The following is a 20,794-nucleotide window of genomic DNA, read 5'->3' on the forward strand; positions in this document are numbered from 1 at the left end:
AAGGGCGCCTCAGCTCTCGCGGCGCGGCCGGCTGGTGACGAGCAGCGCCAGCCAGCCGATGCCGGCGATAAGCAGGAGGATCTCGAAGGCGATGATGCTGATGCCGAGATTGGTGCTGGTATCGCCGAAGACGAGGATCGGATCGAGCAGCATCATGATGGTTCCGAGCACGATGAGGCCGCCGATAAACAGCCAAAACAACGCACGCCGCCAGCGGTTGCGAAGCTCGCGTGCCTCAAGGGCCATGTTGCGTCTCCTTGTCTATCTGTTCTCTCTTTCCCTTAGGATGTCGCGAGCCCCCCGTTTTGTTCCCTCCGGCGGCGGGCGCTGATCAGACGGAAGAGGCCGATGAGCCATGCCCCGCTATGCCTATCGCCCCTTTGCCTACCGCAGGGCGCCTGAGCTCTCCGGCACGGGCAGGGGCGAAGCGCCGCTCGTCATCGTCGGGGCCGGCCCGGTCGGCCTCACCCTGGCGATCGACCTGGCTCTGAAGGGCGTCGCCTCCCTGGTGCTCGACGACAACGACGTCGTCTCTCTCGGCTCGCGCGCCATCTGCTGGTCCAAGCGCACGCTGGAGATCTACGACCGGCTCGGCCTCGGCGAAAAGCTGCTCGCCAAGGGCGTTACCTGGAAGGTCGGCCGCCTCTATCACGGCGAGCGCGAGGTCTTCTGCTTCGATCTCTTGCCCGAGCCCGGCCACAAGATGCCGGCTTTCATCAATCTGCAGCAATATTACCTGGAGGAATATCTCGCCGACCGGGCGGGCGACTTTCCCGAGCTCATCGATCTGCGCTGGAAAAACCGCGTTGCCGAGGTGAGGGCCGATGAGACCGGCGCCGAGCTTACCGTCGAGACCCCGGACGGCGGCTATCGACTGCATGCCGATTGGCTCATCGCCTGCGACGGCTCCAGGAGCGGCGTGCGCGCCGCGCTCGGTCTTGATTTCGCCGGCCGCGTCTTTGAGGAGCGCTTCCTTATCTGCGACGTGGAGATGGAAGCCGATTTTCCCTCTGAGCGCCGCTTCTGGTTCGATCCGCCCTTCCATCAGGGCCAGTCGGCGCTCTTGCACAAGCAGCCGGAAAACATCTACCGCATCGACCTGCAACTCGGCCCCGACGCCGATCCGGAAGCGGAGAAGGCGCCGCACAGGGTGATGCCGCGCATCAAGGCGATGGTCGGCGATCGCCCTTTCCAGATCGACTGGGTGTCGGTCTACACCTTCCAGTGCCGGCGCATGGAGCGCTTCGTGCATGGGCGCGTCGTCTTTGCCGGCGACGCCGCCCATATCGTCTCGCCCTTCGGCGCCCGCGGCGGCAATGGCGGCATTCAGGACGCCGACAACCTCGCCTGGAAGCTCGCCCTCGTCCTGGCCGGCGAGGCACCGGAAAGCCTGATAGAGAGCTATGACGAGGAGCGCGTCCCGGCGGCCGACGAGAACATTTTGAACTCCAGCCGCTCGACCAGCTTCATGACGCCGAAATCGCCGGCGGAGGCCTGGTTCCGCAAAGCGGTCCTCGACCTTGCTGGCGATGAGCCTTTCGCGCGAAGGCTGATCAATTCCGGTCGCCTCTCCACCCCGCATCATTATCGGGCGAGCCGGCTTTGCGGCGAGGATGCCTTTCCTGCCGGGATTGCACCGCAGCTCGCCCCCGGCGCGCCACCGCTGGATGCGCCCCTTGGCCAGGAAGGGCAGGGCTTTCTGGTGGAAAGGCTGGGTGGCGATTTTTGCCTCGTCCGCTTCGGGAAAGATCCCTCGGACGGCTTTGCGGCCAGTTGCAAAGCCGCCGGGCTGAGGGGATTGCCGGTCACCTCGGCCGAAGCCCGTTCGCGATACGGTGCGCAGGAAGAGGCGGCGGTTTACCTTTTCCGCCCGGATCAGCATGTCGCGGCGCGTTGGCCCGAGAGGGCATTTTCCCGCGAACGCGCTGAGGCGGCCGTCAGACAGGCGAAGGGGCTTGGGTGATGTCGGAGGAAAATGCGCTCAATCTCGCCGATCCGGACGGCTTTTACGCCGCGCTGATGCTAGCGCATCAAGGCCTCAGCGAGGAGGAGAGTGCTGCGTTGAATGCGCGCCTCGTCCTCATTCTCGCCAATGCGGCCGGCGACGAGGCGGCGCTTCGGGCCATTAAGACGGCGCGCGAGAACCTGAAAGGGAGCTGAACTCGCAATCGGCGGGCGTCACGCCTATCTCACCGGTCGAAGAATTCCGGAGGACTTTTCTCGATGCGTGCACCCGCTCTTCTTGCTGCCCTTTTCGTCGCCCTTTTCTCGCTTGCGGCGGCGCAGGCGCAGGAGCCTGATTTGATCTTCAGGAAATCGACGGTCTTCAAGCTTCTGACGCCCGACCACAAGCTCGCCACCTACGGTATCGACGACCCGAAAATCGACGGTGTGGCCTGCCATTACACCGTGCCGGAGGCGGGCGGCATCGGCGGCATGTTCAACGTCGTGGAAGAGCTTTCCGACGTCTCGCTCTCCTGCCGACAGGTCGGCCCCGTCACCTTCAAGGAGAAGTTCGAGCAGGGCGACGAGGTCTTCCGCCAGCGCCGCTCCCTGGTCTTCAAGAAGATGCAGATCGTGCGCGGCTGCGACGTCAAGCGCAACGTTCTGGTCTATCTCGTCTATTCCGACAAGATCGTCGAGGGCTCGCCGAAGAACTCCACCTCCACCGTGCCGATCATGCCCTGGGGCGACGCGCAGGCGCCGCGCTGCGCCGACTGGCTGGAAGGCTGAGCCGCCTCGGGGCCGCGGCAGGCACGGGCGGCTCACCGCTGGAGCGCGTTGATAAGGACGATGCCCATGCCGCCGGCCGGTGTCTCGGCGCGCGGCGGCACCTCGCGGATGGTCATCACCGAGGCGGAGATGAGGGCAACATGGGAAAGGACGAAAAACAGGCGCAACATCTTCTATCTCCAACGTTGCCCTGGAGATAGAATCGCGCCCTTGAACCGGTGCTGAGAGTCGGGTTCAGCCGTTGTTCAGATGGTTTAACGCGCTCTTGGCGTGTCGGCAGCGCATCGCCGCCAGGATAAGAATGGTCAGCGTCACCGCATTGAGGGCGTGCCAGAAGTAATGCGTGCCGATCGGCAGCGCCTCGCACACCGGCATATCGGCCGTGCGCAGCGCCAGCGACAGCGTGAACACGGCCGCCGCGGCGAAGAGATAGCCTGCCGCCGGATGCTCCAGGAAATAGAGGAAGACTCCGACGCCTGCCATGATGAGGAGCGCCGGCACATAGCCGGCCGAGCCGCCGACGAGGGGGCGGAAAAGGCCTTCCGCGCCGAACGAGAAGACCGCGAAGAGGAAGATGGAAATGCCCGTCATCGCCCAGCCGAAGCGGAAGAAGCGGCGCAGCGCCAGGCCGAGATAGACATAGATGAAGATGCTGATCGGGATGACATCTGCAAGCGCCGACCAGCGATTGGCGAAGGTGTGGAAGAGGAAGGAGCCGACGCCGATCACCGCCACCAGCGCGATGAGCAGGAGCGCCGGCCCGTCGCGTTCCTCCTGCCGGCGCCACAGCGAAAAGGCATAGGCGGCGGCGATGATGAAGAAGGCGTTGGAAAGCGCGTTGAGGGGTTCGGCCCAGAAGCTCGGGTCGGTGCGCTCGCAATAGATATCGATCGGTTGCGTCCAGTTCATCAGCTGAGCCTTTGGCTTCCTTTGGCAAGCGCCGGGCGGCGGCACGATTTATCGTTGAGTCGGGTGGCCTATTTTGGCGCACTTGACCCGGCCCGCAAGCTCCGCGATAAGCGACACATGAACGGCGACAGCGCGGGCCTCCGCGCCATTGGCATTTGCGGGATTATTATCGGCTAGCGATCAGCGCTGGTCAGGCCGTTCTCGTCCGAAATTTCCCGACAGCGATGAACGCCCGGCCAGCCGGACGGGAATCTTATGGCGCATCAAGGCGACACGGCGCGGCCCTTGCGGCTCTACAACACGCTCACGCGGGAGAAGACGGATTTTGTTCCGCTCGATCCGGCCAATGTGCGCGTCTATGTCTGCGGGCCGACGGTCTACGACTTCGCGCATATCGGCAATGCGCGCCCGCTCATCGTCTTCGATGTGCTCTTCCGTCTGTTGCGGCACGTCTACGGCCCCGCGCATGTCACCTATGTGCGCAACATCACCGATGTCGACGACAAGATCATCACCCGCGCCGCGGCCGAGTTTCCTGGCCTGGCGCTGAACGAGGCGATCGGCAAGGTGACGGCGACGACGGAGCGGCAATATCACGAGGACGCCGCCGCGCTCGGCGCCCTGCCGCCGACGCACGAGCCGCGCGCCACGGAGAACATCGCCGAGATGAAGGCGATGATTGAGACGCTGATCGCCAAGGGCCATGCTTATGTGGCGGCCGATCACGTTCTCTTCGACGTTGCTTCCATGCCCGATTACGGTGCGCTCTCGCATCGCCGGCTGGACGAGATGCAGGCCGGTGCGCGGGTGGAGGTGGAAGCCTACAAGCGCAGCCCGATGGATTTCGTCCTGTGGAAGCCTTCGGAAGAAGGTGAGCCGGCCTGGCCCTCGCCGGGCGGTGTTTCCCGGCCGGGCCGGCCCGGCTGGCATATCGAATGCTCCGCCATGGCCGAGCGCTATCTCGGCAGGACCTTCGACATCCATGGCGGCGGCCTCGATCTGGTCTTCCCGCATCATGAGAACGAGATCGCCCAGTCGCGCTGCGCCCACGGCACGGAGCTGATGGCGCGCTATTGGATGCACAACGGCTATTTGCAGGTGGAAGGCGAGAAAATGTCGAAATCGCTCGGCAATTTCGTCACCATCCGCGACCTTCTGGCGGAGTGGCCCGGAGAGGCGATCCGCCTCGCCATGCTGATGACGCATTACCGCGCCCCGCTCGACTTCACCAGGGACAAGCTCTTAGCCGCCAAGCGCATGCTCGACCGCTGGTACGGCTATCTCGGCGACGTGGAGGCTTATGAAGGCGGCCATAACCCCTTTCTCGACGGCGAGCATTCCGTCGGGGCGGCGCTCAAGGACGACCTCAACACGCCGGAGGCGATCAGCCTTCTGCATCGTCTCGGCGACGAGGTGGCGGACGATCACGAGGGCGAGGACAAGGCGCGTTTCAAGGCGGCGCTCAATCTTCTCGGCCTCGGTCGCGAGAGCGAGACGGCCTGGCGGGCCTGGCGACCGCGCGAGATGGCGGTGAGCGAGGAAGAGATTGCGGAGAAGATTGCCGCCCGCGCCGCCGCCCGCGCCGCCAAGGATTGGCAGCGGGCGGACGACATCCGCGAGGCGCTCGCCGCCGCGGGCATCCAGTTGAAGGACCAGCGCGATGCCGAAAGCGGCGAGGTCGTCACGACATGGGAGGTGAAAAGGTGAGCGAGAAGGTGCTAGAAGCCCGTTCCGGCGGCTGCCAGTGCGGCGCCGTCCGCTTTCGCGTCACGGGGCCGCTCGGCAATGCCTCCATCTGCCATTGCCGCATGTGCCAGAAGGCCTTCGGCGGCTTTTACGCGCCGTTTGTCGCCGTGAGCCCCGGCACGCTCGCCTGGACGAGAGGCCGGCCGGCGTATTTCCAAAGCTCCAACCATGTCCGCCGCGGCTTCTGCGCGAGCTGCGGCACGCCGCTCACCTTCGAGGCGCCGGACGGGATGGCGCTGGCCATCGGTGCCTTCGACGCGCCGGCTACCATCGAGCCCAGCCTGCAATATGGCATCGAGGGCAAGCTCGCCTATGTCGATGGCCTCGCCCGCCTGCCCGGCAGCGAGACGGGCTCCGATCCGCAGGCGTGCTTCGAGAAAAGCATCGTCAGCTATCAGCATCCCGACCACGACACAGAAACCTGGCCGCCCGAGGGGGCAACCCGACCATGACACGCGAACGGCTTTATCTCTTCGACACCACACTGCGCGACGGCCAGCAGACCCCGGGCATCGATTTCTCGCTGGAGGAAAAGGCGGCGGTCGCGAAGATGCTCGACCGTCTCGGCGTCGATTACGTGGAGGGCGGCTATCCCGGCGCCAATCCGGCCGATACGGAGTTCTTCGCCAGGCGGCGCACCGAGCGGGCAAGCTTCACCGCCTTCGGCATGACGCGCCGCGCCGGGCGTTCGCTCGACAACGATCCGGGCCTGCGCGCCCTTCTGGAGGCCGAGGCCGACGCCATCTGCTTCGTCGCCAAGAGCTGGGACTATCATGTGCGTGTGGCGCTCGGCTGCACCAACGAGGAGAATCTGGCAGGCATCCGCGACAGCCTCGCGGCGGCGGTCGCCGCCGGGCGCGAGGCGATGCTCGATTGCGAGCATTTCTTCGACGGCTACAAGGCGAACCGGGACTACGCGCTCGCCTGCGCCACCACGGCGCTGGAGGCGGGCGCCCGCTGGGTCGTGCTGTGCGACACCAATGGCGGCACGCTTCCCCAGGAAGTGGCGCAGATCGTCGCCGATGTCGCCCGCCATGTGCCGGGCGAACGGCTCGGCATCCACGCTCACGACGATACCGGCAACGCCGTCGCCAACTCCCTGGCGGCGGTGGAGGCCGGCGCCCGCCAGATCCAGGGCACGCTGAACGGGCTCGGCGAGCGCTGCGGCAACGCCAATCTGACCAGCCTCATCCCCACCTTGATGTTGAAGCCCGCCTATGCGGAGCGCTTTGAGATCGGGGTGAGCGAGGAGGCGCTCGCCGAGCTGACGCAGACCGCGCATGCCTTCGACGAGCTCTTGAACCGCGCCCCCGACCGCCAGGCGCCCTATGTCGGCGCCTCCGCCTTCGCCACCAAGGCGGGCATCCACGCCTCCGCGATCCTAAAGGAGCCGGAGACCTACGAGCATGTAAAGCCGGAGCTTGTCGGCAATCGCCGCCGCGTGATGGTCTCCGACCAAGCCGGCAAGTCGAACCTTATTGCCGAGCTGAAGCGTTTCGGCCTCCAGGTTGAGCGCAACGACCCGCGTCTCGACGGACTTCTCGCCGACATCAAGGCCCGCGAGGCGGAAGGCTACGCCTATGAGGCCGCCGACGCCTCGCTGGAGCTTCTCGTCCGTCGCCGGCTGGGGCGTCTGCCGAGCTTCTTCTCCGTGGAAGGTTTCCGGGTGAACGTGGAGCGGCGCCACAACGCCGTCGGCAAGCTCGTCACCGTGTCGGAGGCGGTCGTCAAGGTGGAGGTCGGCGGCGAAAGGCGCATGTCGGTCGCCGAGGGCAACGGCCCGGTCAACGCGCTCGACAAGGCGCTGCGCAAGGATCTCGGCGATCTTTCCTCCGCGATCGGCGATCTGGAGCTCGTCGATTACAAGGTGCGTATCCTCGACGGCGGCACGGAGGCCATCACCCGCGTCCTCATCGAGAGCCGCGACGAGGCCGGCAATCGCTGGTTCACCGTCGGCGTCTCCTCCAACATCATCGACGCCTCCTTCGAGGCGCTGCTCGACGCGATCAACTTCAAGCTGGTGAAGGCGACGCCGGCGCTGGCGGCGGCCGCCGAATAAGGCGACGCGGCCACCGGGCGAGCGCCGGGCTCACATTCTGCGGATGGTCTCCTGCTCGGCGGCGACGATCTCGCCGTTCTCCGGCTCGCCGGCGAGCGCCGTCCTGAGCGCCGGCACGATGTCCTCCACCTGCCGCGCCACGATATAGGCGACGTCCGAAACCTCGCGGATGAAGGCTTCGTCGCGCATATGGTCGATGAGGTCGAGCAGCGGCTGCCAGAAGCCGGCGATATTGGCGATCAGCACCGGCTTGTGATGCTGGCCGAGCTGCGCCCAGGTCATCATCTCCACGAGCTCCTCCAGCGTGCCGATGCCGCCGGGCAGCGCCACGAAGGCGTCGGCGCGCTCGAACATCGCGCGCTTGCGCTCATGCATGTCGGCGGTGACGATGAGCTCGGTGACGTCCTCAAAGAGCTGCTCGCGCTCCTCCAGGAAATACGGGATGACCCCGGTGACGACGCCCCCATGGTCGAGCACGGAACGGGCGAGCCGCCCCATCAGCCCGACCGAGCCACCGCCATAGACGAGACGGATCTTCTCTTCCGCGAGGATGCGTCCGAAAGCCTCGGCCGCTTGGGAATAGTACTTCTGATTGCCGGAGGCAGACCCGCAATAGACGCAGATGTTTTTCAATTCGCTCATAGAATGTCGCTTTGCACCGGCGGCTTGCACCGTCAAGCTTAACAAGAGAGAGAGCCGCCAATACCTTGTTGTGGGCATCGGCAGGCTGTATGACGGCAAAAGGGCAATTTTTGCCCTTGGCGCAAGACGCCGCAAGGCTCCGTGTCGTGACTCCGGGAGGCTCCCATGCCTGGACGGAACATCCTTCTGACCCTTTTATTCGCTGCCATGGCCGCGATCGGCGGCGCTGCCTTGCTGGCGCAAATGCCCTGGCAGGACGAGAAGCCGCCGCAACAGATCGCCGAGAGGGCTGACAAGGAGTCTCCATCCGGCGAGCCGGCGGATGAAGGCGGCGAGACGGTGGTCGCGGCAACCCCGCAAGCGGGAAAGCAAACGGCCGACGAATCGCCAGGCGGGTTGACGATTGTCGTGCCGCAGCTCGGCGAGGGGATGGCCGATGTCGGCGGCGATCCGCTCGGCTTCGACGTGGTGCGCGTCGAGCCGACGGGCGAGGCGCTCTTTGCCGGTCGCGCCCATCCCAATGCGGCCGTGGAGATCGTCTCCAACGGATCGGTCATCGCCAATGCCGTCGCCGATCCCAGCGGTGCCTTCGTCGTCATGCCCGACAAGCCCTTGAAGCCGGGCGGGCACGATCTCAGTCTTCGCCTTGCCGGGGAAGATGGGGCGGAGGCCGAGCAAAGGGTCGCCGTCGTCGTTCCCGAGCGCGCCGAGGACGAGGTCCTCGTCGTGGCCGAGACACCGGGCGAGCCGAGCGAGGTGCTGGCGAAGCCGAACGCCGCGGCAGGCGGCGCGCCCGCGACGAGTGGCGGGGATGAACCGGAAGCCTTCGCTTCGGCGGCCGGCACGTTGCCCCCCTCGACGAGCGAGACGGCGCCGGGCGCCTCTGAGGCGAAGGGCACGCAGGCTTCGTCTTCTCCCGCCGGCGAGGAGCAGGAACTCGCCGTGGAGGCGGTCGAGGAAGAGACCGGCACCATGTATGTCGCCGGCGCCGGTCAGCCGGGGACGACGGTGCGTGTCTACGTGGACGAAGTTCCGCTCGGCGAGGCGAAGGTGAACGAGGCGGGGCGCTGGATCGTGCAATCGCCTCGCAAGGTGGAGGAAGGCGAGGTGGCGGTGCGTGCCGATCAGCTCGACGCCAGCGGCGAGCGCGTCGCCGCCCGCTCCGAGGTCGCTTTCTCGCGCGAGGCCAACGAGGCGGTGCTGGTGCCGGTGGCGGGCGAGGGCTCCATCAGCGCCAGCGGCACCATCGCGCCGCCGCGCGCCATCATCATCCGTCGCGGCGATAATCTGTGGACCCTGTCGCGGCGCAATTACGGCCGCGGCATCCGCTACACCACCATCTACACGGCCAATCAGGGCCAGATCCGCGACCCGGACCTTATCTATCCGGGGCAGGTCTTCACCCTGCCCACGCGCGACAAGAACTGGCAGGAAGAGGCTGGCGGCTAGCATCTTGGTCGGGCGAGACCCTCGCTCCTCCCTTGGCCCCGGGCGCGCCACGGCCTATATGCGGCCGCACGCCTTTTGAACGCGTCTGGCCGCCTGCCGGCGGTGGCGCGAGAAATCTGATCCTTGATGCTGGACAAGACATCGCCCCAAGCGCAGCCGAATGTTTCGGCCGAACGCGGGCGGACCTTCCATACGCTGCGCCATTTGTGGCCCTATATGTGGCCGGCCGATCGGCCCGAGCTGAAGCAGCGGGTTCTTCTGGCCGTGGCGGCGCTCATCGTCGCCAAGGTCGTTACCGTGCTCGTGCCCTACGCCTTCAAATGGGCGACGGACGCGCTCGCCGGCGAGGGCGGGGGACCTGCGTACCTGCCGGCCATGCTGGCGGCGCCGGTGATGCTGGTCGTCGCCTACAATGTCGGCCGCATCCTGATGGTGGCCTTCAACCAGCTGCGCGATGCGCTCTTTGCCCGTGTCGGCCAGCATGCCGTGCGCCAACTCGCCTGGCGCACCTTCCGCCATCTGCACGAGCTCTCTCTGCGCTTTCATCTGGCGCGGCGCACCGGTGGCCTGTCGCGCGTCATCGAGCGGGGCACCAAGGGCATCGAGACGATCGTCCGCTTCACCATCCTCAATACGGTGCCGACGATCATCGAGTTCGCCCTGATGGCGGGCGTCATCTGGTACAATTTTTCCTTCACCTATGTCGTCATCATCGCGCTGACGATTTGGGGCTATGTCATCTTCACGGTGCGCGCCAGCGACTGGCGCATCGTCATTCGCCGCGAGATGAACGAATCCGACACCGACGCCAATTCCAAGGCGATCGATTCGCTGCTCAACTTCGAGACGGTGAAGTATTTCGGCAACGAGGCGATGGAGACGGAGCGTTTCGACCGCTCCATGGCGCGCTACGAGATGGCCGCGACCAAGACCTGGACCTCGCTTGCCTGGCTCAATCTCGGCCAGACGGTGATCTTCGGCATCGGCATGGCCGCCTGCATGATCCTCTCCGCCCGCGCGGTAATGGCCGGAACGCAGACCATCGGCGATTTCGTCATGATCAACGCGCTTCTGATGCAGCTCGCCATCCCGTTGAACTTCATCGGTTTCGTCTATCGCGAGATCAAGCAGGGGCTGGTCGACATCGAGGCGATGTTCGCCCTGCTCAACGTCGATCCGGAGATCGGCGACAAGAAGGGCGCGCCCCCGCTCAAGGTCGATGAGGGCCGCATCGCCTTCGAGCATGTCAGCTTCTCCTACGATCCGGCACGCCCGATCCTTCAAAATGTCAGCTTCGAGATCCCGGCCGGTGGCACCCTCGCCATCGTCGGGCCGTCGGGTGCGGGCAAGTCGACGATTTCGCGTCTTCTCTTCCGCTTCTACGATGTCACGGAGGGGCGCATCCTCATCGACGGTCAGGACATCCGCGAGGTGCGCCAGGAGACGGTGCGGGCGGCGATCGGCATGGTTCCGCAGGACACCGTGCTGTTCAACGACACGATCGGCTACAACATCCGCTACGGCCGCTGGGACGCCACGCCCGAAGAGGTGCGGGAGGCGGCCCGGCTCGCCCAGATCTCCGATTTCGTCGAGAGCCTGCCCGAGGGCTACGACACGGAGGTCGGCGAGCGCGGCCTGAAGCTTTCCGGCGGCGAGAAACAACGCGTGGCGATCGCCCGCACCATCCTCAAGGCGCCGCCGATACTCATCCTCGACGAGGCGACCTCCGCGCTCGATACCGCGACGGAGCAGGAGATCCAGACGGCGCTCGACCAGGTGGCGAGGAACCGTACGGCGCTGCTCATCGCCCATCGTCTGTCGACGGTCGTCAATGCCGACCAGATCGTCGTCCTGGAGCGTGGCAGGGTGGCGGAGCGCGGCACGCATATCGAACTTCTGGAACGCGGCGGCCTCTACGCCGAGATGTGGCGCCGCCAGCGCGAAGCCGACGAGGCGGCCGAGAGGCTGCGCCGCAGCCAGATCGAGGACGAGTATCTGCCGAGCCCGCACGAGGACCCAGCCGCTTCGGGGTAGATGCCCGCCATCGCTTCATCCGCGATGGGGGAGCGTTTCTTAACGCTCTCCTAATCGCCGCTTCACCGCACCGCATGGAAATCCGGCGCCACGCTCGGTAGCCTGCGGTGGCTTCTTTCAACGCTCAAACGGCGGAACAGCTTTCATGGATATCTGGCGATCAATCAGGAACGCGATTCCGGCGGTACATCCGGCCGGCTATCCGTTCATCGGTGGCACCCTCGTCGTGGGAATCGTCGCGGGGCTGCTTTGGGGGGTGCTGTTTTGGTTGCTGTTGGGTCTGGCGATCTGGATGGTGATCTTCTTCCGCGATCCGGAGCGGATCGCGCCGGACGGCGATGATCTGGTGCTGGCACCGGCGGATGGCACGGTTCAGCCTCTCGTAGAGGCGGTGCCGCCGGCCGAGCTGGAGTTGGGCACCGCGCCCTTGAAGCGCGTCTCCATCTTTCTTACGATTTTCGACGTTCACGTGAATCGATCCCCGGTAACGGGCCGCGTCGCGCGCATCGCCTACAAGCCGGGTAAGTTCGTCAATGCCGATCTCGACAAAGCCAGCGAAGAAAACGAGCGCAACGGTCTGGTGCTCGACACGCCATCGCAACAGGTGGGCGTCGTGCAGATCGCCGGGCTCGTCGCGCGCCGCATCGTCTGCACCACCTCAGAGGGCGCTGAGCTCAGGGCGGGTGAGCGATTCGGCATAATTCGTTTCGGCTCGCGGCTGGACGTGTATCTTCCGGCCGGCGCGGAAGTTGCGGTGAAACCGGGTCAGCGGGCGGTCGCCGGGGAGACGATCCTGGCGCGCCTCAATCCGGCCGCGGCAAGAAACCCGGTGGCTCCGCTCGCGCCTGGCGGATGAGGCTTTTCCAATCCGTCGATCCCGCGCGGCGGCGACGCCGGCGGGGCCGGCGGTTGCGGAGGGCGCGGCAGGTTCCCCTGCGCGTCATGCTGCCCAATCTGGTGACGTTGCTGGCGCTCTGCGCCGGGCTGACGGCCATCCGCATGGGCGTGGAAGGCCGTTTCGAGCTGGCTGTGGGGGCGATTGTCTTCGCGGCCATTCTCGACGGTATCGACGGGCGCGTCGCCCGGCTCCTGAAATCCCAGTCCGATTTCGGCTCGCAGCTCGATTCGCTCGCCGATTTCGTTAATTTCGGCGTCGCGCCGGCCATCGTTCTGTATTTCTGGCGTCTTGACCAGCTCGGCTCGCTCGGCTGGATCGTGGCGCTCGTCTTCGCCATTTGCGGCGCGCTGCGCCTTGCCCGCTTCAACGCGGCGCTTTCCGGCGAGCCGCCTCCCGCCTGGCAGGGGGATTTCTTCGTCGGCATTCCCGCCCCCGCGGGGGCGCTGACCGTGCTTCTGCCCTTGTCGCTCTACCAGGTCGGCGTACCGGTGCCGCCGCAGGCGGCGATCCTGGTGGCGGTATACACCCTCGCCATCGGCCTTCTCATGGTGAGCCGGCTGCCGACGCTGTCGGGCAAGCGCATCGGTTCGGCGATCCCCCGCGAGGCGGTGTTCCCGGTCCTGCTTTTCAGCGTCTTCGCGGTGGCGCTCCTGGTCAGTTACACCTTCTGGGTGCTCAGCATCGGCGCGCTTCTTTATCTCGCCCATCTGCCCTTCGCCGTGCGCCGCCACGAGGCGCGGCGCGAGGCGCATGCCGATGCCGAGCGGGCCGAGAATTCGGCGAGCTGAACGGCAGGCTATTCCGCCGCGTCGGGCAGCGGCACCGGGCCGGGCCGGCGGTCTTCGCGCTTCTCGTCGCCTCGCCCCGGCTCCGCCGGGCGCGGTAGCGGCAGCTCCGGTTGGGCGCTTGCCTGGGTGGCCTGCGCGGCCGGTGGCTCGGCCGAAGCGCGCTTTGGCGTGAATAGCGCCTTCAGGTTTTCCGGCAGGGAAAGAAGCACCGGCACCAGCACCAGCGTCAGAAGGGTGGAGAAGGCGAGGCCGGAGATGACCGCCGTCGATAGCTGCACCCACCACACGGCGGTGATGGAGCCGATGCTGACCACGCGGTTGAAGAAATCGAAGCTGATTTGCGTCGCCATCGGGACAAGGCCGGCGATCGTCGTCGTCGTGGTCAGAAGAATGGGGCGCAGGCGCTGCGCCGCCGTCTTCAGCAGCGCTTCCTGGGCCGCAAGGCCGTCCCGGCGCATCCGGTTATAGGTGTCGATGAGGACGATGGCGTTGTTCACCACGATGCCGGCGAGCGCCACGATGCCCGTCCCCGTCATGATGACGGAGAATTTCTGCCCGGTGACGACCATGCCCACCAGAGCCCCGGCAGCCGCCAGGACGATCGTCAAAAGCGTGACGAAGGTCTGCCAGAAGGAGTTGAACTGGGTGATGAGGATGATCGCCATGATGAACAGCGAGGCGGCGAAGGCCTTGCCCAGAAAGGCTTCCGCCTCCGCCTGATCCTCATCGGCGCCGCGGAAGCGGAAGCGCACATCCGCGGGCCAGGACTGACCGTCGAGCCAGGCCTGGACCTCGCCGACCTTCTCGTCGACGGTCGCCCCGTCGCTCTTGTCGACGCCCGCCTTCACGCTCATGGCGTAAAGCCCGTCCTTGCGGGTGATGGAGGAGACTTTCGGCTTCGCCTCGCGGGTGACGAAATTGGCGATCGGCACCTGGCCGTTCGAGGTCTGCAGGCGCAATTCGTCGAGCCGTTCCAGCGAGCGCTGATCGGCCGGCAGGCGCGCGCGGATGTCGAGCTCGTCGTCGGCGTCGTCCGGCCGATAGGTGCCGATGAGGACGCCGTTGGTGACGAGTTGGATCATGGAGCCGACCGACGAGATGGCGGCGTTGAAGCGCCCGGCTTCCTCCCGGTCGATGGAAAGCTCCCATTCGATGCCGGGAAGCGGCGTGTCGTCCTCGATGTCGATGAGGTCGGGAATGCCCTCAAAGCCTTCGCGCACCTGCCGGGTGAGGGCGAGAAGCTCCTCGTAGCGCGGCGCGGTGATCTCAAGGTTGATGTCCTTTCCGGTCGGCGGGCCGCCCTCGATGCGGCGCGGCTCCACCTTGATGCCGGCAAGGTCGGCGGTGCGCTGGCGCAGCTCCGCCTCGATCTCGCGCCACGGCCGGCGCTCGGCGAAGTCGATGAGCTCGATATTGATCTCGCCGATGAGGTCTGCGGGCTTGTCCTGGGCACCGCCGAGCACCTGGTCCGTCGCTCCTCCGCCATTGGGATAGGCGTTGGTGACGACGTTCTCGATGCCGGGAAGCTGCAACAGCTCCGCCTCCACCTGGGAGACGAGAGCGAGCGCCTCGCGCGCCGACAGGTTGCCCCGGCCTGAGACGAGCACGGTCGCAACGTCAGGCTCCTCGTCGACGAAGAATTCCACGCCGGCGCTGCGCTCCGAAAAGCCGATGAAGATGGAAGCGATGACCATCCCCATCACGGCGATGACCGCGACATTGCCGGTGAGCGAGCCGGTGAGCCCGCCGAGGAAGCGCACATAGGCGCCGGTGAAGCCGGGCACCTTCTCCGGCTCAAAATGCGCATCGGCGGCCAGATGCTGGGCGGCGTTGGTGTGGCTGTGCTGGCGCCGGTAGCGCACCATGCTGCGCGCGAGGGCGCGCGCCACGACGAAGACGATGCCGGCGAGCACAAGGCCGAAGGCGAGCGCCGCGGCGGTGGCGCCCCATGGCGGCAGCGGCCGCAGGAAGCCGGCGAGCGGCGCGGCGAGCGAGGTGGTGGTGAAGGCGGCGACGAAGAGCGCCGCCGCGCCCGCCGTGAGTGTCGCGGCGCGCGCGGAGGCCCAATGCGCGATCGCCGCCGTCAGCCCGCCGAGCACCGGCAGGAAGACCATCGCCGTCAGGAAGGAGCCGGTCAGAACGATGATGACGGTGATCGGCAGATAGCCCATGAACTCGCCGGTGACGCCCGGCCACAAGAGCATCGGCAGAAAGGCGGCGAGCGTGGTGGCGGTGGAGGAGGCGATGGGCCAGAACATCAGCCGCGCGGCCCGGATATAGGCCTCGTGCCTTTCCATGCCCTCCTCGATCTTCCGGTCGGCGTATTCCACGATGATGATGGCGCCGTCGACGACCATGCCGACGGTCAGCACCAGGCCGAACATGACCATCATGTTGACGGTCATGCCCATCACGCTCATCAGCAGGAAGCCGATCATGAAGGAGGTGGGGATGGCGAGGCCCACGAGCAGCGCCGAGCGCAGGCCGAGCGTCGCCAGAACGACGATCATGACGAGCAGGATGGCCGTCAGGATGGCCGACTCCAGCGAGCCGAGAACTTCGTGGATGAAACTCGACTGGTCGAGCAGGTAGTGCAGCTCCACATTCGGCGGCCAGTCGCGCGTCGCCGCGGCGACGACATCGCGCACCGCCTGATTGTTCTCGATGATGTTGGTGCCGAGCCGCTTGACGACATCGAGGGCGATCGCCGGCTGGCCGTTGACGCGCGTGTAATTGGTCGCGTCCTTGAAGGTGCGGTGGATCTCCGCGACGTCGCCGAGGGTGACGACGCCCTCGTCGTTCTGCTTGATCGGCAGGGAGTAGACGTCCTTCGCCGTCTCCAAAAGGCCCGGCACTTTGACGTTGAAGCGGCCGCTGCCGTTGTCGAGGAAGCCGGCCGGGATGAGCTGGTTGTTGGCGCTAAGGGCGTTGAAAAGCTCGTCCTGGGTGATGGCGTAGGATTCCAGCCGCGACATGTCGATGACGACTTCCAGGACCTCCTCCCGGTTGCCGCGCAGTTTGGCTTCCAGAACGCTCGGCACCGCTTCTATTTCGTCCTGCAGCGACTGGGCGAGCCGGTGCAGCGTGCGCTCCGGCGCCGTGCCGGCGATTGCCACGGTGATCGTCGGCACCAGGGCGAAATTGGTCTCGATGATGAGCGGCTCGTCGGCGTCGGCCGGCAGCTCCGCCTGCGCCTGGTCGACCTTGTCGCGGATGTCATTGAGCGCTTCGTCCTTGTCGAAATCGACATTGAACTCCACGATCACCCCGGCATGGCCTTCGGAGGCGATGGCGGTGATCTCTTTCAGCCCGTCGAGACCGCGCAGATGCTTCTCCAGCGGGCGCACCAGGAGCCGTTCGGCGTCCTCCGGCGAGACGCCCTGCTGGGCGACGGAGATGTAGAAGATCGGGATGTCGATGTCGGGATTGGCTTCCTTCGGCACCGAGCGATAGGCGATGATGCCCGCCACCAGGGCGACGAGCATCACCGTCAGCACCGAGCGCGGGTGCCGCAGAATGGATTCAAGGGCGTGGATCACGGCCTTGCCTCGGCGGTCTTTTGCGGGTTGAGCGGCGCGCCCTTTGCCGGCACCGTCTCCACCTTCTGGCCGTCGGCGACGAATTCCTGGCCGACGGTGATGATGTCGGCCTCCTCCGGCAGGCCGGCGACCCAGACGCCGTTCGGCGCATCGCCGACGATCTCCACGGCACGGAAGCGCACGATGCCGTCCTCCACGAGACGCACGCCGACCTCGCCTTCGTCCGAGAGCGTCAGATAGGAGGAGGAAACGAGCTGCGCCTTGGTCTGCCTGAGCGGGATGGTGGCGACGGCGGTGAGGCCGTCGCGGATCACCTCGTCCGGATTGGGCAGCGCGATCTCGATGCGGAAGGTGCGCGTCTGCGGGTCGGCGGAGGGCGCGATGTAGCTGATGCGGCCCTTGGCCGTCTTGCCGGTGACCAGTTCAACGCTCGCCTCCTGGCCCTTGCTGAGGGTGCCGATCTCCTGCTCCGACACCTGGCCGATCATCTTCATCGGATCGGCGTCGATGATCGTGGCGCAGGTGCCGCCGAGGGCCACGACATCGCCGATATTGGCGATCGGATCCTGGATGGTGCCGGCGATCGGGGCACGCACCTCGGTGCGCTCCAGCTCCAGCTCCGCTTCCGCGACGGCCGCTTGCGCGGCGTTGACGGCAGCACGCATCGCCGGAAGCTGGTTCTTGGCGGTATATCCCTTGCTGGCGAGTGCCTCCTGTGCCTCAAGGTCGACCCGGGCACGCTCCAGCTGCGCCCTTGCCTGGGCGAGCTGCGCCTCGCGGGCGCCGCGCTCAATGACGCAAAGTAGGTCGCCCGGCCGGACCGTCTCGCCTTTCGCCACGGGCCGCTTCTCCACGATGCCGCCGGTCTGCGCCTTGACCTCGACGAGGTTCTCAGCCGCCGTGCGGCCGCGGATCTGCAGGCTGGCGGTGCGCGGCACGGCGCGATGCGTCTCCACCTGCACCTTGACGGGCCGGGCGGCATTCTCCGCTTCGATTTCCGCGATCGGCGTCGGCGGGCTCTTCGGCTGGCCGCCCACGATGACCGTGCCGGTGAGCATGTAATAGGAGACGCCGACCGCCACGGCGGCCGATAGGATGTAGGAAAAGCGGATCCGCATGGCCTACTCCGCAGCCGCCGGCAGGGCTTCGTGCTCGCCGGCAAGGCTTTCCAACTGCGCACGATGGGCGCGCAGATAGTCGAGCGAATTGCGCATGCAAGTCAGGCCGTAATGGATCGCCCATCGTGCGCCCGGGCTCATCTCCTGCATCGAAAGCTGGGTCAGCTTGTCGATCTCGGCCGAAAGCTGCGCTAGCCGCTTTTCGATGGCGCCGCGCACCACCTCTTTCGGCAGCATCGGCGCATACATGCAGATGAGCAGGAACTCCGAGCGGTAGACGTCAGGGCCCGGCGCCTCGAAAAGGCTCTCCAGCAAGCGGGCGCGCCCGGCCTCGGTGATGGCGTAGACCTTGCGGGCCGGCTTGCCGGGATGGCTTTCCTCGCGGCAGGTCACCAGGCCATCGCGCTCCAGTCGGGCAAGCGCCGGATAGATGGAGCCGAAGCTGGCATCGACGAAATAGGAATACTTGCCCTCCGTCGACATCTTCTTGATCTCGTAGCCCGTCGCCTCCTCCTGGAACAGAATGGCAAGGCACAGGGTGGTGACGTTCATGCGGCGCCCCTCGGCGTTTCTAAGAGCCGGCATCTGCTTAAGCGATACATGCCGCCTATGCTCGGATGATATATGCCGGGCCGCTATATATAGGTTCGATAGAGTGAGGCAAGTGTGCGCTGCAAGAAAGATGACGAGTGGCGCATGCCGTTCGCCGGCCGCACCGATCCTTTCAGGCAAAGAGAAAGCCGCCGGCAGGTGCCGGCGGCCAGAAGTCACGAGCAGGAGAAATGGTGGTGAGAAACGCCCGTTGCTTGCGTAGGAGCTCCGATTCTCGTCTCCATTATGCGTGCAAGCTGCGACGGACACAACCAATGATTGCAAAGACATTGAAGCCCTCGTCAATTCCGGCGCCGGGATTTGAACAAAATCGATTTCAATGTCGTTCCGCCCGGCCGACGCGTTCCATGGCTGCCTTGACCGGCCGTATCCGGTAAACTCGGTTGCGATGGTGAGCGAGATGGGCTCCCCTTGGCCCTTCAACGCAATGACTTGGCCAATCGGGCCGGGTAAAAAAAACGGGAGGAGATCAGATGCTGCGAACGCTTTTGCTCGGTATCGCCCTGGCGGCGGGCCTTGCTGGCGCCGCCTCGGCGCAGGAAGTCACCTTGAAGATCCACCAATTCCTGCCGGCGCAGGCGCCGATACCGGCCAATTTCATCAAGCCCTGGGCCGACAAGGTCAGTCAGGAATCGGACGGCCGCATCGCCTTTGAGCTCTATCCCTCGATGCAGCTCGGCGGCAAGCCGCCGGCGCTGATCGACCAGGCGCGCGATGGCGTCGTCGACATCGTCTGGACGCTGCCGGGCTACACGCCGGGACGCTTCGCCAAGACGGAGGCCTTCGAGCTGCCCTTTCTCACGGCGAGCGGTGAGGCGACCTCCAAGGCCTTCGCCGAATTCTACGACAAGCATCTTCAGGACGAATTTCAGGATTTCAAGATCATCGCGGTGCACGTGCACAGCCCCGGCCTCTTGCATGTCAAGGGCGATGGCGTGCGCAAGCTGGAGGATATGGAGGGCCTGAAGCTGCGCGGGCCGACCCGCATGGTGAACAAGCTCCTGGAGGCGCTGGGCTCGGTGCCGGTCGGCATGCCGGTGCCCGCCGTTCCCGAAGCGTTGTCGAAGGGCGTCATCGACGGCACCGTGATCCCCTGGGAAGTGACCGCGCCGCTGAAGGTGGCAGAGCTCGTCGACACGCATACCGACTTCGCCGGGGACCGTGGTCTCTACACCGCGACTTTCGTTTTCGCCATGAACAAGGCGAAGTACGATTCCCTGCCGGACGATTTGAAGAAGGTGATCGACGACAATTCCGGGCTGGCGGCCTCCGCCTGGGCCGGCCGCGTCATGGATGAGGGCGACATCCCCGGCAGAAAGGCCGCCGAGGACCAGAACAACGAGATCATTACGCTCGACGCCGAAGAGACGGCGCGCTGGAAGGAGAAGGCCGCCGCGGTGGAAGCCGCCTGGATCGCCGAAATGAAAGAAAAGGGCATCGACGGCGAAGCTCTGGTCTCCGATGCCAAGGCGCTTATCGCCAAACATGCCGGCGAGAGCGGCACGCAGAACTAGGCCGGCAGAATTCGGCCGGGCGACGTCTTTGTGGCCTGGCCGAGAGCTTCAGCGGACGCTCCGTGTAGTCGGGGCGGGCCATTGCGATGCGAGGCTTTGTGCTTCCTTGTGTCGGAAGCACTTGCCGCTATCACATTGGTGTGACTCCAGGAAATATGTGAGTAAGTTGTTTACTTTGTCGCGTGCTGTCATGGCGCGTTTGCGCTGTCCATGCCAGCATAGTTGCGTTATAATCTGTGTTAATTAGTCGCCTTAGGACAGGCCGAACGGCCGCGATGAGAGCGACGGAGGCACCAGGGGGGCCCAGGATGCTGGGCATGGAGGCGAACAGGCCAAGGCTGCGCATACTCGTTCTCGACGATGAGGCGATGATCGCAGGCGAGATCAAGCTGCTTCTGGAGGATGCCGGCCACGAAGTGGTCGGCCCCGTCGGCTCGCTCGAGGCAGCCATGCAGCTCGCCGACAGCGCCGCCATCGACCTTGCCATTCTCGATGCCAATATCCGCCAGCATTCCAGCGGCCCGGTCGCGCGCCGCCTCGTGGAGCGAGCCATCCCCTTTTGCGTGTGCACGGGCGACGAGAGCGAGGAGTTGCGGGAGGATTTCGGCGAGGTGGAGCTTCTACCCAAGCCGTTCGGCGAAAACGATCTTCTGTCCATGGTCGCCAGCCTGACCGGCACGCGCAGCGGTGCGCTCGTCAGCAGTTAGAGCGGCCTTCTGTTATCCGCGACGCCACGGCGAGCCGCCTCGGCCC

At 65.7% G+C, this 20,794-nt stretch carries 19 protein-coding genes; 12 read left to right on the top strand and 7 right to left on the bottom strand.

From position 1 onward, the window contains the following. Positions 1-9 precede the first annotated feature (9 nt). Entirely contained in the window at positions 10-246 is a 237-nt protein-coding gene (locus tag Q331_RS0110895) for a hypothetical protein (RefSeq protein WP_034491857.1), read from the bottom strand. Between the two features lie 109 nt (positions 247-355). On the opposite strand from Q331_RS0110895, the gene Q331_RS0110900 reads away from it, so the two are divergent. The 3 genes from Q331_RS0110900 to Q331_RS0110910 all read left to right on the top strand — a co-directional run bounded on the left by Q331_RS0110900 (position 356) and on the right by Q331_RS0110910 (position 2,733). Further along, positions 356-1,963, top strand: coding sequence for an FAD-dependent oxidoreductase (locus Q331_RS0110900; RefSeq protein ID WP_026380710.1), 1,608 nt, complete (start codon positions 356-358; stop codon positions 1,961-1,963). Then, a complete protein-coding gene (locus Q331_RS0110905) occupies positions 1,963-2,160 on the top strand; it encodes a DUF2783 domain-containing protein (RefSeq protein WP_034491859.1) in 198 nt (65 codons plus the stop codon). Before Q331_RS0110900 ends, Q331_RS0110905 begins: the two co-directional genes overlap by 1 nt. 63 nt (positions 2,161-2,223) lie before the next feature. Continuing rightward, positions 2,224-2,733: a CreA family protein gene (locus Q331_RS0110910; RefSeq protein WP_026380712.1), complete on the top strand. Its 510-nt coding sequence runs from the start codon at positions 2,224-2,226 to the stop codon at positions 2,731-2,733. A gap of 32 nt (positions 2,734-2,765) precedes the next feature. Here the strand turns inward: Q331_RS0110910 and Q331_RS23705 are convergent, their stop codons facing one another. Next, the gene (locus Q331_RS23705) at positions 2,766-2,903 is read right to left on the bottom strand and encodes a hypothetical protein (RefSeq protein ID WP_156953324.1); all 138 of its coding nucleotides are present in this window, start codon (positions 2,901-2,903) and stop codon (positions 2,766-2,768) included. A 64-nt stretch (positions 2,904-2,967) separates the two neighbouring features. Further along, a complete protein-coding gene (locus Q331_RS0110920; RefSeq protein ID WP_026380713.1) occupies positions 2,968-3,642 on the bottom strand; it encodes a ceramidase domain-containing protein in 675 nt (224 codons plus the stop codon). Between the two features lie 255 nt (positions 3,643-3,897). Between Q331_RS0110920 and cysS the strand changes: the two genes are divergently transcribed. The 3 genes from cysS to cimA are packed head-to-tail and all read left to right on the top strand — an operon-like array spanning position 3,898 to position 7,447. Continuing rightward, entirely contained in the window at positions 3,898-5,349 is a 1,452-nt protein-coding gene (gene cysS / locus Q331_RS0110925) for a cysteine--tRNA ligase (protein ID WP_026380714.1), read from the top strand. Further along, entirely contained in the window at positions 5,331-5,840 is a 510-nt protein-coding gene (locus tag Q331_RS0110930; protein ID WP_034491862.1) for a GFA family protein, read from the top strand. The genes cysS and Q331_RS0110930 overlap by 19 nt, the downstream gene beginning before the upstream one ends. After that, the gene (gene cimA / locus Q331_RS0110935) at positions 5,837-7,447 is read left to right on the top strand and encodes a citramalate synthase (protein ID WP_026380716.1); all 1,611 of its coding nucleotides are present in this window, start codon (positions 5,837-5,839) and stop codon (positions 7,445-7,447) included. The genes Q331_RS0110930 and cimA overlap by 4 nt, the downstream gene beginning before the upstream one ends. A gap of 30 nt (positions 7,448-7,477) precedes the next feature. Here cimA and Q331_RS0110940 read toward each other — a convergent pair whose 3' ends face one another. Then, a complete protein-coding gene (locus Q331_RS0110940; RefSeq protein WP_026380717.1) occupies positions 7,478-8,089 on the bottom strand; it encodes an LOG family protein in 612 nt (203 codons plus the stop codon). Between the two features lie 165 nt (positions 8,090-8,254). On the opposite strand from Q331_RS0110940, the gene Q331_RS21155 reads away from it, so the two are divergent. From Q331_RS21155 to pssA, 4 genes are all read left to right on the top strand, one after another. Then, positions 8,255-9,538: a LysM peptidoglycan-binding domain-containing protein gene (locus Q331_RS21155; protein WP_084174993.1), complete on the top strand. Its 1,284-nt coding sequence runs from the start codon at positions 8,255-8,257 to the stop codon at positions 9,536-9,538. Between the two features lie 126 nt (positions 9,539-9,664). Further along, entirely contained in the window at positions 9,665-11,572 is a 1,908-nt protein-coding gene (locus tag Q331_RS21160) for an ABCB family ABC transporter ATP-binding protein/permease (RefSeq protein WP_051631046.1), read from the top strand. 145 nt (positions 11,573-11,717) lie between these two features. Next, a complete protein-coding gene (locus Q331_RS21165) occupies positions 11,718-12,428 on the top strand; it encodes a phosphatidylserine decarboxylase (protein ID WP_051631047.1) in 711 nt (236 codons plus the stop codon). Positions 12,429-12,481: 53 nt separating this feature from the next. After that, on the top strand, positions 12,482-13,258 hold the full coding sequence (gene pssA, locus Q331_RS21170) for a CDP-diacylglycerol--serine O-phosphatidyltransferase (protein ID WP_245615607.1): 777 nt from the start codon (positions 12,482-12,484) through the stop codon (positions 13,256-13,258). Positions 13,259-13,266: 8 nt separating this feature from the next. Here the strand turns inward: pssA and Q331_RS0110965 are convergent, their stop codons facing one another. Genes Q331_RS0110965 through Q331_RS0110975 form a run of 3 tightly spaced genes read right to left on the bottom strand, consistent with a single transcriptional unit; the run spans position 13,267 to position 18,467 of the window. After that, positions 13,267-16,797 (bottom strand): efflux RND transporter permease subunit, encoded by a 3,531-nt coding sequence (locus Q331_RS0110965; protein ID WP_026380718.1) that lies wholly within the window; start codon positions 16,795-16,797, stop codon positions 13,267-13,269. Next, entirely contained in the window at positions 16,794-17,915 is a 1,122-nt protein-coding gene (locus Q331_RS0110970) for an efflux RND transporter periplasmic adaptor subunit (RefSeq protein WP_026380719.1), read from the bottom strand. Before Q331_RS0110970 ends, Q331_RS0110965 begins: the two co-directional genes overlap by 4 nt. 3 nt (positions 17,916-17,918) lie before the next feature. Next, entirely contained in the window at positions 17,919-18,467 is a 549-nt protein-coding gene (locus Q331_RS0110975; RefSeq protein WP_026380720.1) for a PadR family transcriptional regulator, read from the bottom strand. A 533-nt stretch (positions 18,468-19,000) separates the two neighbouring features. Here Q331_RS0110975 and Q331_RS0110980 point away from each other — a divergent pair. Continuing rightward, entirely contained in the window at positions 19,001-20,041 is a 1,041-nt protein-coding gene (locus tag Q331_RS0110980; RefSeq protein WP_026380721.1) for a TRAP transporter substrate-binding protein, read from the top strand. A gap of 317 nt (positions 20,042-20,358) precedes the next feature. Further along, positions 20,359-20,748: a response regulator gene (locus tag Q331_RS0110985; RefSeq protein ID WP_026380722.1), complete on the top strand. Its 390-nt coding sequence runs from the start codon at positions 20,359-20,361 to the stop codon at positions 20,746-20,748. Positions 20,749-20,794: the final 46 nt, after the last annotated feature.

This window comes from Afifella pfennigii DSM 17143, assembly GCF_000688515.1.
In the GTDB taxonomy this organism is placed as follows: Bacteria; Pseudomonadota; Alphaproteobacteria; order Rhizobiales; family Afifellaceae; genus Afifella; species Afifella pfennigii.